This window comes from Streptomyces sp. NPDC001914, from assembly GCF_042891215.1.
Classification (GTDB): Bacteria; Actinomycetota; Actinomycetes; order Streptomycetales; family Streptomycetaceae; genus Streptomyces.
In genome coordinates, this window is record NZ_JBIASW010000016.1 from 53,129 (window position 1) to 67,308 (window position 14,180).

Below are 14,180 nucleotides of genomic sequence, written 5' to 3' on the forward strand. Positions count from 1 at the left end.
CCTTCCCCGTGTGCACTGTCCTTTTCCGTGCTGCCTCGGCAGGTCGAGTCGCCGTCCGGTTCACCCCCGACGCCAGGAGCGGAAGGCCCGCAGCTGCTCCGGCGTGACCACGGCCTCCAGCCGCTCGTCGTCCTGGTCACCGCCACCGAGCGCGGCCAGCAGACGCCGCGCCGGTACGTTGCGGTCGGTGCGCTCGGCCGTCAGCCGGACCTTCGTGCAGCCCAGACGCTCGGCGTGGTCGGCCAGCCAGCACAACAGCCGTTCCTCGACGCCCCGGCCGAGCGCGCGGCAGCTCAGCTTCCAGGCCAGGACGTCGAGTTGACCGCCGTCCGCGCGCACGGCCAGCAGGCCGATCTGGCCGTAGTCGCCGAAGCGGTCCCGTGCCGCGGCCGTCCACACCTCGCCGTCCGCCAGCCATCGCGCCAGATCGCCGCCGTCGGCGGAGCGGGGGCGGAGAGTGAACTGGTTGGTGCGGCGGACGAGTTGTTCGGCCCGTTCGACATCGGCGTCGGACAGGGCGCGGATGTCGACCTCCAGCTCCAACCGGTCCAGGAACTCCTCGAATCCGGCCTGTTCGCGCACGGCGTCCCGTTCCCGCTCCTGGGCATAGAACCCGGCCCGCAGTGCGTCCTCGGCCGTGGCCGCCGCCGGAACGAGCGGCCACAACCGGCCCAGGAAGTCCTCCAGTTCGGCTGCCGGAGGGCAGGTCAGGGACAGCACCTCGGGCAGGGTCGACCGCACTCCCTCGACCTCGACCGGGTTGTCGTCGAGGAACAGGAAGCTGTCCAGCCCGAGGTTGAGGGTGCGTGCCGCGTCCGTGAGCCGGTCGGGCTTCGGGCCCCAGCCCGCGGAGAGGACGCTGAAGTGTTCCGCCCTCAGCGCGCTGTCCGGACGGTCCAGGACGGCTCGTACGGTGTCCTCGTCGTTGTTGCTGACCAGGGCGAGCAACGCGCCCGCGGAACGCCATCGCAGGAGCCTTTGTGCCAGCAGGGCGCGCGGTCCGGTCAGGTCCACCGACTCGGGACCGATCTCCCCGGCGACCCCGCCCCACAGGGTCTCGTCGCCGTCGACCGCGATCACCTTCGGCGCGGGGCGCAGGACCGCTCGTACCACCTGGGCCAGGCGCAGGGCCACCGCCGCCTGGAAGTGCGGGGTGAAGGGGAGATGGGCCAGCCGCTCGGTCCGTTCGTCGAAGCGTTCCGCGACGGCGTGATGGCGCGTCCAGTCGTCCGGGCCGAGCACCGCGATGCCGGGCGCGTCGGCCAGTTGGGCGACGAGGGCGCTCTCCCATCGCGCGAAGCGGTCGTTCGTTCGCGCCGAGGGCAGGATGCCGACGATCAGGGGTCTGCGGGTCCGCTCGGACAGCGCGCGCAGAGCGGCGGGGTACTCGGTGCGCAGTTCGGTCAGGACCTCGTCGGTGAGCGGGCCGAACCGTTCCAGGTCCACGGCCCGCAGCAGCACCACGCCCACGGCCGTCGTGGGATCGCTGAGGACGCCCGAGGGATCCCGCAGGGCGGCGAGCACCTGGTGGTACGGAGCTTCCGCCACCGTCAGGCCCTCGTCCCGCGCCCGCTCCCCCGCTCCCGTTCCTGCTCCTGCTCCTGCTCCTGCTCCTGCTCCTGCTCCTGCTCGGGCGCCCTCCCCGATCGCCGCCTCGCACAGCAGCGGCAGATTGCCGAGCGCGAAGGAGGCGGCGAGGGCGAGCGAGCGGCGCGGTTGGCGGACGGGGCCCTGTTCGAACGGGGTCGCGCTCGTCCGGACGGCCGCCGTCGGATCGTCGGCGGTCTCCGCGAGCAGCCGCAGGAATTCCTCCGCCAGCTCAGTGGTGGTCGCCGCGTCCAGGATGTCTAGGTTGTGGTCGAGCCTGACGCGATTCGCGTCGGGGGTCATGGTGACCATGAGGTCGAGGTCGGAGTATCCCGTCCCCGCGGGCAGCACCTCCAGCCGGCCGAGGCGGGCCGCCGAGGAGCGTACGTAGTTGAAGTACACCTCCACCAGCGGGGCGTTCGGCCGGTGCAGTCCCTGGCGGGCCAATGTCGCCAGCACGTCCGAGAACATGGCCCCCTTCGCGAGGACCCGGTTCAAGCGCGCGTCCGTGCGCCGCAGCACGTCTCCGACCCGCTCCCCCGCCTCGGCCTGTGCCGGGAACGGCACCGGCACCCCGAAGAAGCCCACCGCGTCGTACGCGTCGGCGTGGATGCGCGTGTCGACGGGCACGGCGAGCACGAACCGCTCCCGCTCACGCATCCGCGCCAGCAGCACGGTCAAGGTGCCGAGACAGAAGGCCGCGGGTGTGACGGCGAGCCCGCTCGCGGCCGCCGACACCCGCTCCATCAGTCCGTCGGGGATCGCCACGGTCACGCTTCCGGCCCGGTATGAACGCGTCTGCGGGCGCGGCCGGGCGAGCGTCAGGTCGAGACGCCCACTGCCGTGGAAGGCCTCGCGCCATTCGGAGTCGGCGGCGCCGGAGCCGTCACCGGCGCGCTGGGCCTCGATGAGCAGGTCGATGTCACGGTTGGTGACGGCGTCGCCGAGTGGCGTGCCGGAGAGTTCGGCGTCGATCTCCCCCGCGACGAGCAGCAGCGACTGCAGATCACTCACCGCGTGGTGCGCGCCGAACACCAGCGTCTGGCCTCGTGTGCCGGCGTCGAGCAGTTCGAACCGCCACAGTGGTGTCCTCGCCAGGTCGAACGGCGGCTCCAGCATCCGGGAGAGCCGGCCGTCCGCGTCCGCATCGGCGTCGGCGGGCAGCTCCGTCCAGCGCAGCAGAGGCTCGGAGGGCTCCCGCTCCACACGAAGCTGTCGGCTTCGTCCGTCGCCTCCGTCGATCGCCGTGCGCAGGGCGGCGTGCCGCCCGGCGAGCCGGGTGACGATGTCGGTGAGTGTTTCGCGTGTGGTGGGCGTGGTGAGCCGGACGGCCAGGCCCACCGCGTGTGCCGCGTCCGGCATGCCCGGCTGCGCGCTGCGCAACAGCCGTACGACGTCACGGGTCGCTGGCCGCAGCTCGCTCGGCGGCACCTCGGAGGGGGCGTCGGACCGTGGCTCCTCGGTTCGTGGCACGGTGTCGCGTTCGGGCAGCACCTCGCCCAGGGCCCGCGCGAGGCCCCTGATGTCGGACGCCGAGAAGACCGCGGCGGCCGGGAGTTCGGCGCCCAGCTCGCGGGTGAAGGCGTTGCGCAGCCGGACCAGCATGAGCGAGTCCAGGCCCAGTTCCTTGAGGGCCGTGTTCGCGGACACCTCCACGGCGCCTCCGGAGACCTGGCCGACCTTGGCCCGTACATACGCTTCGAGGCGTGTGGCCCGGTCCTGGTCGGTCGTCGCCGCGAAGACCCATGCGACGAGGTCGTCCGCGCTCGCGGGGCCCGCGGCGACGGTGATCAGGTCGGCCAGGATCGGTCGGGTGCGGGCCGCGTCCGGGTCGAGTTCCAGTGCCGTGAGGTCCAGGGCGAGGGGGGCGAGCTGGCGGCGGGAGGTGGCGAGCACCCGCTCGAACAGGTCGCCGCCTTCGGCCGGGGTGAAGGCGATGAGTCCCGAACGGCTGGTCTCGGCCGCCCGGGTGCCGGCGCCGGCGACCATGCCGACCTCCGCCCAGGCGCCCCAGTCCAGGCTGAGGGCGTGGCGGCCGGTGCGGGAGAGGTGGTGTGCCCACGCATCGAGGTAGGCGTTGGCCGCCGCGTACGGGCTCTGGCCGGCCGAGCCGAGGACGCCGGCCGCGGAGGCGAAGAGGACGAACCTCTCGGCCTCCGGGGTCAGTTCGGTGAGCAGGGTGGTGCCCAGGACCTTGGGGGCGAGCACGCGCAGGACGCGTTCGTCGGTCAGGTTCGCCACGGTGGCGTCGTCGAGGACGCCTGCGGTGTGGACGACCGTGGCGATCGGTCCGGCCTCTTGTCGTACCGCGTCCAGGGCGGCGGTCAGCGCGGTACGGTCGGCGACGTCGGCGCGGGCGAGGTGCACGGTCACGCCGCGTGCCTCGATCCCCCTGATCCAGCTCTGCGCGACCGCGTCGGGTCCGCTCCGGCTCAGCAGGGCGAGTCGACGGGCGCCCCTGCGGACCAGGCGCTCGGCGACGACGCGGCCGAGGCCGCCCAGCCCGCCGGTGACCAGGTGCACGCCGTCGGAGCCGATCCCGTCGGCGCCCCTACCGTCGTGCGGCTCGTCCGCGGCGATGGCGTCCTTAACACGGCTGGCGCTGACGCCGCCCTGACCGCCGTCGTCCGGGCGGGTGCGTGCCAGCCGGGGCACCAGCCGTCCCGATTCCCGCAGTGCGACGAGGCGTTCGTCGTCCGCTTGCCGGAGCTGCGTCCACAGGGCGTCGTCGCCGTTGGTGTCCGGCAGGTCGATCAGCGTGGTCGACAGTTCCGGGTACTCCTGGGCCACCGAGAGTCCGAAGCCCCAGGCGAGCGCCTGCTGAGGGTGCGTCACCTGCGTGCTGTCACCGGCGGCCTGGCTGCCCCGTACGACCACGAACAGGCGTGGGGCGCGGCTCCGGGGCCGGTCGGCGAGCGCCCGCACCAGGTGCAGGGTGCTCAAAGTGCAGCATCGCGCGGCCTCTTCGGCCGTGGCTGTGTCCACGACGGCCGGGGCGTCGAGCGCGGAGAGCTGCACGACCCGCTCCGGCGGCGCGTCGGCGAACGCCTCGTCGAGCAGGCGGGTCAACTGCCCCGGATCTGCCGTATCGAGGACATGGCGGCCGGGGCTCTGGGTGGCGAAGGCCGAGCCCCTGCGGGCGATCACGTGGGGGACGGCGGCCGAAGCCAGCCGCTCGGCGAGCGCGTCGGCGACTCCGGTCTCGTCGGCGAGGATGAGCCAGGGGCCGTCGACGGGCCGCTCCTGCGCGGCCGGGCGCGGTTGCCACCGGGTCTCGAAGAGCGCGCCGTCCAGGGGCGAGAGCGCGGCGAGCTCGAACTCCGTCGCTTCCAGGATCAGTTGTTCCTTCTCGTCCCAGAGCCGCAGATCCAGGAGAGCGGTGTCGCCGTCCACGGAGCGTAGTCGGCAGGTCGCCCACGCGGGAGCGGAGCGCCTGCCGGTGTGGCGCAGCTGTCCGACGCCGGCGGGCACGAAGGCCCGGCCCGTGGGCGCGTGGGCCGGCAGGGCCGCGGTGTGGAACGCGGCGTCGAGCACGGCGGGGTGCAGCAGGTGACCGGCGGCGGGCTGCCGGGCGAGTCGGCCGACCGCGGCGGTGTCCGTTCGGTGGCCCTGCTCCAGGCGCCGGAAGGCGGGTCCGTAGTCGATGCCCAGGGCCGCGAGTCCCGCGTAGACGGCGGACAGATCGGCTTCTTCCTCGCACCGCTCGCGCAGTAGGGCGAGATCAGCACCGGATTCGGGCTGGGCGGCCGTCGGCTGGGCACCACCGTCGACGACGCGGCCGGTGACATGCCGCTCCCAGGCCGCACGCAGCTCCCCGACGGCCGCCGAGGAGATGGTGAAGTCCCGTGAGCCGTCCTCGTCGGCGGGCTGCAGCACCAGTTGGAGCCGTACGGGCGTGTGCTCGTCGAGCGCGAGGGGCCGTGCGAATCTCACGTCGGCCAGTCGTGCCTCGCCGCCGTCCCGCAGCGTGGACGCGGCCTCCAGTGCCAGGCCGAGGAGGGCGGCGCCGGGCATCCAGACCTCGCCGGTGACCCGGTGGTCGCGGAGGTAGGCGAACCGGCTGTCACGCAGGTCGATGTCGCTCTGGAAGAGGTGGCGGCCCGGTGTGTCGCTGGCCTCGACATGCGTGCCGAGGAGTGGTGATCCGCCGGCCGTCCGGGTCGCCAGGACGGGCGCGCGCCAGTGGCGTTCACGGGCGAAGGCATATGTGGGCAGGTCGACCCGGCGGCCTTCCGGGAACAGCGCCTGCCAGTCGGGGGTGTGTCCGGCCTCGTACAACTCCCCCAGCCGGTCCAGCAGTACGCCCCGTCCTTCCTGTTCGCGGCTCAGCGAGCCGACGGTGATCGCGTCGATTCCGGCCTCGGTCGCCACCGCCTCGATCGACGCGGTGAGCGAGGGGTGCGGGCTCAACTCCACGAAGTAGCGGTAGCCGTCGTCCAGCATCCGCCGGATCGTGTCGGCGAAGCGGACGGGGTGGGCGAGGTTCGCGTACCAGTGGTCGGCGTCCAGCCGGTCGCCGGGGACCGGTTCGGCCGACACCGTCGAGTAGAGCGGGGTCGCTGTGCGCGTGCCCCGAATGTCGGCGAGCGCGTTGAGCAGGTCCGCGCGCACCGGTTCCATCAAAGGGGTGTGGGAGGCGAACGGCGTCGACAGCCGCCGTACCCGTATGTCCCGCGCTTCGAGGTGCGCGCGCAGGTCGGCGAGCGCTTCGGTGTCGCCGGACACGGCCGTGGAGTGAGCGCTGTTGACCGCCGCGACGAACAGCCGGCCGTCGTGGGGTGCGAGCAGTCCCTCGACCTCCGCACGCGGCAGCTCCACGGAGAGCATGCCGCCCTTTCCGACCAGCGGGGCGACCGCCTTCGCGCGCCCCGTCACGACGGCCACGGCGTCGTCCAGGCCGAGGGCGCCCGCGCTGTAGGCGGCGGCGATCTCGCCGAGGCTGTGCCCGGTCACGGCGTCCGGGCGGACGCCGAGCGCACCCCAGGCCGCGGTCAGGGCCGCGTTGACCGCGAACAGCACCGGTTGCAGGTACTCGGTGCGGTCGAGCGGGGCGAACTCCTCCGGGGCCCGCAGCACGTCGAGGACCGACCAGCCGACCTGACGGCGCACCGCGGAGTCGATGCGGGCCAGCTCCTCACGGAACGCCGGTGACTGCGCTGCAAGTTCCAGTCCCATGCCGGGTCGTTGTCCGCCGTGTCCGGCGAAGACGAAGGCCACCTTGCCGGTCGGCTCCGCGCGCGGCGGGGTCAGCGGCAACCGTCCGGCCGCCAACCCGACGAGTCGGGTGCGCAGTTCGTCCCGGTCGCCGGCCACGATCGCCGCTCGGTGTTCGAAGTGGCTGCGGTGTCGGGCCAGGGTGTGGGCGATGTCGGGCAGGGCGACGTCGTCGTCCAGGTGGCGGGCCAGGCGTGCCGCCTGTTCCTGTACGGCGGCCTCCCCGCGCCCGGACAGCACGAACAGCCGGGCTCCCGGGGCCGTTTCCTTCTCCGGCGGTGCGTCGGCCGGCTCCGCCTCCTCCACGATCAGATGCGCGTTGGTCCCGCTGATCCCGAAGGCGCTCACACCGGCCCGTCGTATGCGTCGGTCCGACGTGCGCCAGGGGACCGTCTCGCGCAGCAGGTGCAACCCGCTGTCCTCCCAGTCGACATGGCGGCTGGGGGTGCCTGCGTGCAGCGTGCGCGGCAGGGACTGGTGGCGCAGGGACTGCACGACCTTGATCAGACCGGCCACCCCCGAAGCCGCCTGCGCGTGACCGATGTTGGACTTGAGCGAGCCGAGGTACAGGGGGTGGCCATCAGGGCGTGAGGTGCCGAAGACCTCGGCGAGGGCGTTCGCCTCGATCGGGTCACCGAGCGTGGTGCCGGTTCCGTGCGCCTCGACGTAGTCGATGTCGCCGGGTTCGAGACCGGACAGCTCCAGGGCCCGCCGGATCACCTGTTCCTGGGCCGGACCGTTCGGCGCCGAAAGGCCCTGGCTGCGCCCGTCCTGGTTGACGGCCGTACCGCGCAGCACGGCCAGTATCTCGTCGCCGTCGCGCCGGGCGTCGGCGAGCCGCTTGAGTACGAGCATGCCGGCGCCCTCGGCCCAGATGGCACCGTCGGCGTCGTCGGAGAAGGAGCGGCAGCGCCCGGTCGGGGACAACCCGCGCAGACGGCTGAACTCGACGAAGGTCCCCGGCGTCACCATCAGCGTCACCCCGCCGGCGAGCGCCAGGTCGCACTCGCCCGACCGCAGCGCCTGCGCCGCCAGGTGCACCGCGACCAGGGACGACGAGCATGCGGTGTCCACCGTCAGCGCCGGTCCGTTCAGGCCGAGCGTGTACGCGAGCCGGCCGGAGGCCACGCTCGGCGCCGACCCCGTGCCGACGTAGCCGTCCAGTTCGTCGAGCCGGGTGCCCGAGAGGTAGTCGCTGCCGAACATGCCCACGTACACACCGGTGTTGCCGCCCGACAGCTCGGCCGGGACGATGCCGGCGCGCTCCAGCGCCTCCCACGTCGTCTCCAGCAGCATCCGCTGCTGCGGGTCCATGGCGGCCGCCTCCTTCGGCGTGATGCCGAAGAAGCCCGCGTCGAAGGACTCCAGGCCGTCGAGGAAGCCGCCCTCCTTGGCGTACGACGTGCCCAGGGCGTCCGGGTCGGGGTCGTACAGCGACTCCAAGTCCCAGCGGTCGGCCGGGAACGGACCCACCGCGTCACGGCCCTCGGCGACGAGGTGCCAGAGGCCTTCGGGGTCGCTCACGCCGCCGGGCAGGCGGCAGGCCATGCCCACCAGGGCCAGCGGTTCGTCCGACGCCGCCGACGTGGTGCGGGGGGACCTCGGTTCGGGTGCGCCGCGGCGAGTGGTGCGGCCGTCCGTGGCGAGTGCGGTGGCCAGCAGATGGGCGGAGAGGCGGGCCGCGGTCGGGTGGTCGAAGAGCAGGGTGGCGGGGAGCCTGACGCCGATCCGGGTGCCGATGCGGTTGCGGAGCTCGACCGCCGTCACCGAGTCCATGCCGAGTTCGCGCAGGGGCTGATCGGGGCGGACGGACTCCGTCGAGGGCAGGCCGAGCGCCCGGGACGCCTCCTCGCGGACCAGGGCCAGGACGCGTGCGGCGCGGTCGGCCTCCGGGATTCGGGCGAGCCGGTCCGCGAGACCGACACCGCCGCGCCGAACCGTGTCGGGCGCGGGCAGCAGCGAGCTCCAGAGGGCGGCCGTGCCGTCGTCCGTCGCGGTCGCGGTCGCCCGCAGGCGGGGCAGGTCGAGGGCGGAGGCGATCAGGTGCGGTGTGCCCCGGCGCAGGGCGAGTTCGACGAGTTCGCGGCCCTGGTCGGGGGTGAGGGGGCGGTGGCCGAGCCGGGCCATGCGGTCCAGGTCGGCGTGTTCGGCGGCCAGGCCTTCGCCGGCCCAGGCGCCGAACGAGACCGAGACGGCGGGCAGGCCCAAAGCCCGCCGATGGTGGGCCAGTTGGTCGAGGAAGACGTTGGCCGCCGCGTAGTTGCCCTGGCCCGGGTTGCCGAACACGCCCGCGGCGGAGGAGATCAGCAGGAACAGGTCGAGTGGCGTGTCGGCGGTGAGCCGGTGCAGATGGGCCGCGCCGTCCACCTTGGGCCGCAGCACACGCGCGAGGCGTTCGGGTGTCAGCTCGGCGACCACTCCGTCGTCCAGGATTCCGGCGCAGTGCACGACCCCGCGCAGCGGCAGGGCGTCGCCGACCTGGGCGAGTACGCCGGCCAGGGCCGCCGCCTCCGCCACGTCGCACTCGGCGATCGCGACCTCGGTGCCGAGCGCGGACAGTTCTGCGGCGGCTTCGGCGGCACGCGGGTCGGCCGGTCCTTGACGTGAGGTCAGAAGAAGTCGGGGGACCCCGCGTTCGGCGAGGAGCCGGGCGATGTGCAGGCCGACGGCGCCGAGCCCGCCGGTGATCAGCACGGTGCCGTCGGTGGGCGCCGACACCTCACGGCCGACGAGGGCCGGGGGCGCCACCGCGCGCAGGGTCGGGTCGTCCGTCGGAGCGGCCGGTTCGTCGGGGCGTTCGGCCGGGCTCCGCGGCGCGTCCGCCGGGCGGGCACGCACGAGACGCGGGACGAGCAAAACGCCGTCCCTGTGGGCGAGTTCGGGTTCGCCGGTGTGGCTGACGGCCGCCGTCAGTGGCCCGGCGGGATCGGGACCGTCGGGTTCGAGGTCGAGCAGGGTCAGCCCGAGGTGCGGGTGTTCTGCTCGGGCGCTGCGGGCGAGGCCCCACAGCACCGACTGGGCCAGGCCGGATGCGGTGTCCCCGGCCCCGGCCGCGACCGCGCCGCGGGTCACCCAGAGGACCCGGGAGGGCAGCCGGTCCTGCGTGGGCGCGATCAGGTCGCGCAGTTCGGCCAGCGCCAGGGCGGCCAACTCGTGCGCTGCGGCTGCTGGTTCGGTATCGACCGCCGGGCGCGGCCAGAATCGTACGACGATGTCGGCACCCGTTGCGCGCACCTCGACCCCTGCCGCCGCCAAACCGCGCAGGGCGGCCGCGACATCGGGATCCGCGGGGTCGCCGTGCACGGCCCACGTGGCACGCGGTTCCGCCGCGCGCTCTTCGGCGGGGGCCGTCCACGCCACTTCGTACAGGTGACGGCCGTTCTCCGACGCACTGGTCAGGTCCGCCGGATCGGCCGCCCGAAGGCGTACGTCCTCCAGCCGGCCCGCCGGGAGTCCGTCGGCGTCCCACAGCGTCACGTCGAGCGTGACGTCCGTTTCCGTGCCGCCTGTCCGCCGTACCAGCGCCGTGAGGTCGCTCGCGCCGCCGGGCGGCAGGACGCAGCGGCCCACCGCGACCGGCAGCAGCACGCGGCCGTCGGACGCGTCCAGCGCGGCGGCCACGTGCAGCGCGGCATCCAGCAGTGCCGGGTGGACGGGGTACGGATCGGTCGTGCCGCGGACCGCGGCGGGCAGGGACAGCCGGGCCAGGAGTTCTCCGTCCACGGTGGTCGTGACCGCCGACCGGACGCCCTGGAAGGAGGGGCCGTAGCCGAGACCGAGCACCGCGAGCCGTTCGTACGTCTCCGCACTCCAGGCGGATTCGGCGGCCTCCGGCCACACCGGCTGCTGCTCCCCCGTGACCGGGGCGGGGGCGGTCGCCGACGCGGTGGCGTGCAGGGTCCAGCTCGCGCTGTCCCCGCCGCGCGGACGGCTGTGCACAGTGACCTCAGGCACGGTTCCCGCAGTGATCACTTCGACCGACACCTCGACCGTGCCGGTCCCGGGCAGCACGAGGGGCGCGAGCAGGAGCAGATCGGTCACGTCGCCGGGAGCGTCCGGCCGGGCGACGGCGAGCGCGGCACGGCACAGCTCCATCATGGTCGTGCCCGACACCACGGTCCGCCCGAAGACGGTGTGGTCGGGCAGCCAGTCGGCGATGGCCGGGGACCATTCGTTGCGGAAGGTCCAGCGGGTCGCGTCCGCCGACTGCAGATGAACACCCAGCAACGGGTGCGCGGCACGGTCGAAGAGACCGGCCGCCTCGGAGCGAACCCCGGGTTCGGACTCGATCCAGTAGGTCTGCGGATCCCAGGCGTACGTGGGCAGTTCGGCCACATGCGCTTCGGGTGCGAGGCGGTGCCAGTCGATCCGCCGTCCGTGGACGTGGAGTTCGGCGGCGGCACGGTCCAGGCAGGCGGGTCCGTCCTCGTCGCGGCGCAGCGATCCGACGGCGACCAGGTCCTCGTGGCCGTGTTCCTCGGCCACCGTGCGCACGGCGGTGAGGAGGGAGGGGTGGGGGCTGAGTTCGACGAACCAGCGGAAGCCGTCGGCGGCCATGCGTTCCACGGTGGGCGCGAAGCGGACGGGTTCCCGCAGGTTCGTGTACCAGTAGTCGGCCTCCAGTTCCCGGGTGACGGGCTCGCCGGTGACCGTGGAGTACCAAGTGACGGTGGTCGGGTAGGTGGTCACGCCGTCGAGTTCGTCGTGGATCGTCGCGCGCAGCGACTCGACCCGGGGGCTGTGGGAGGCGTAGTCGACGTCGAGGCGGCGGACGAACACCTGCTCGCGGTCCAGGTCGGCGATCAGGGCGTCGAGGGGATCGACCTCACCCGCGATCACCGTGGAGCGACCGCTGTTCACGGCGGCGACGGACACCCGGCCGCCGAGGTCCGCCAGGCGCGCCTCGACCTCGGTGTGCGGCAGCGCGACGACGGCCATGGTGCCGGTGCCGGACAGTTCCCTCAGGGCTTGGCTGCGCAGGGCGACCACCGCCGCGGCGTCGTTGAGGCTGAGCGCCCCGGCGACGCAGGCCGCGGCGACCTCGCCCTGACTGTGGCCGATCACGGCGTCCGGTCTGACTCCACGGGCCCGCCACACCGCGGCCAGGGAGACCATCACGGCGAAGAGGACCGGCTGCACCACGTCGACCCGTTCGAGGGAGGGCGCGCCCTCGTCGCCGCGCAGGACCGCGGCCACCGACCAGGTGGTGAAGGGGCGCAGGGCGGCGTCGCAGCGGTCGAGTTCGTCGGCGAACACCGTTGAACGGTCGAGGAGTTCACGGGCCATGCCGGACCACTGGGCACCCTGGCCGGGGAAGACGAACGCCAGCTTGCCCGACGGGAGGGTCTGTTGCGGGCCCACGACCGAGTCGGGGTCCGGCGTCCCCTCGGCGAGGCCGCGGAGCGCGGTGAGCACTTCCTCGTGGTCGCCCGCCCGCACGACGGCACGGTGCTCGAAGTGTGTGCGGTGGTGGGCCAGCGTTCCGGCCACGTCGGACAGTGCGGGCCGCGGGTGCGCCGCTAGCGCGTCGAGCAGACGGGCCGCCTGTCCCCGGAGGGCCGGAAGGGTACGGGCGGACAAGGGGAAGAGCGTGGCCCGCGTCGTGGGCGCGTCCGGGCCGGCCTGGTCGTCCGGTGATTCCTCCAGCACCACATGGGCGTTGGTGCCGCTGATCCCGAACGCGCTCACCCCGGCCCGGCGTACGCGGTCGGCGCGCCTCGGCCACGCCTCGGCGCGGTTGTGCACGCGCAGGCCGCCGTCCGTCCAGTCGACGTGTTCGGTCGGGGTGTCGGCGTGCAGGGACGCGGGGAGCCGTTCGTGGCCGAGGGACAGGACCGTCTTGATGACGCCGCCGATGCCCGCGGCGGCCTGCGTGTGACCGATGTTGGACTTCAGGGAGCCGACACTCAGGGGCCGGTCGGCCGGTCGTCCCGGTCCGAACACCGAGGTGAGCGCCCGGCCCTCGATGGGGTCGCCGAGCCGTGTGCCCGTGCCGTGTGCCTCGACGTAGTCCAGGTCGTCCGGCCGCAGCCCGGCGTCGTCGAGGGCCGCGCGCACCACCCGTTCCTGCGCGAGGCCGTTCGGCGCGCTCAGACCCTGGCTGCGGCCGTCCTGGTTGATCGCCGTCCCCTTGACGACCGCGAGGACCCGGTCTCCGTCCCTGCGCGCGTCCGCGAGCCGTTTGAGAAGGACCACACCGCAGCCCTCGGCCCACACCACCCCGTCCGCGTCGGCGGAGAACGGGCTGCAGCGTCCGGACGGTGACAGCCCCCGCAGCCTGCTGAACTCGACGTGACCGCGCGGTGTCACGAGAACCGTCGCGCCACCGGCCAGCGCGAGATCGCACTCGCCACCGGCCAGTGCCCGGGCCGCCAGATGCAGGGACACGAGCGAGGAGGAGCAGGCGGTGTCGACCGTGACGGCCGGACCCTGGAGCCCGAGGGCGTACGCGATGCGCCCGGACGCCACGCTGGACGCCGAGCCCGTGCCGACGTGCCCGTCGAGCCGGTCCAGCGGAGCCGAGGCGCCGTAGCCGCTGTCGTACAGGCCGACGTAGACCCCCGTCCGGCTGCCGTTCAGCGTCTCCGGGACGATCCCGGCGCGCTCGATCGCCTCCCAGCCGGTCTGCAGCAGCAGTCGCTGCTGAGGGTCCATGGCCGTGGCCTCGCGCGGTGAGATCCCGAAGAAGCCCGCGTCGAAGCGGTCGATGCCGGTCAGGAAGCCGCCGCGCAGCGTGTACGCCTTGCCGGTCGCGTCCGGGTCGGGGTCGTAGAGGCCCCGGGTGTCCCAACGGCCGGCGGGAACCTCGCCGATGGCGTCCTCGCCGGCGGCCAGGAGACGCCACAGTGCCTCCGGATCGTCGGCGCCACCGGGGAACCGGCAGGCCATGGAGATGATCGCGATGTCGTCGCCGCTCCGCACGGCCGGATCGACCGGCGGGGAGGCCGGGGTCGGGCCCGGATCCGTCGTGCCCGGGGGGTTTTCGTCGAAGACGGCCGCGGCGATCCCCGCGATCGTGGGGTGGTTGAAGACGACGGACGGATCGAGAGGCCGCCCGGTCCACTCGGACAGGCCGGCGACCAGCCTCACCAACTGCACCGATCCCAGACCGAATTCGGCGACCGGCCGCTCCGGCGCGACGGCGGACGGGGAGAGCCCGGCCCCTTCGGCGACGGCGGACGTCAACCAGGCCCGTACGCCCTCGGCTGTGGTCGGGGACATCTCGGAGTACTGCTTCGGGGACTCGTTCGCAGGCATCTGGGTTGGTGTCCTCGTGAACTTGGGCGCAGGTGGATTCGTAGAGCTGACGCGACGGTTGCGCACGGCGGCGTGCGGCTGATGACGCCGTCGCACCGCGCAGGACACGCGGCGGACGGCGG

1 protein-coding gene is annotated in these 14,180 nt (G+C 73.6%); it reads right to left on the reverse strand.

All coding sequences use genetic code 11. The features are described from left to right. Positions 1–60 precede the first annotated feature (60 nt). A complete protein-coding gene (locus ACFYYF_RS33300) occupies positions 61–14,058 on the reverse strand; it encodes an SDR family NAD(P)-dependent oxidoreductase (RefSeq protein ID WP_388781197.1) in 13,998 nt (4,665 codons plus the stop codon). Between the last annotated feature and the right edge of the window lie 122 nt (positions 14,059–14,180).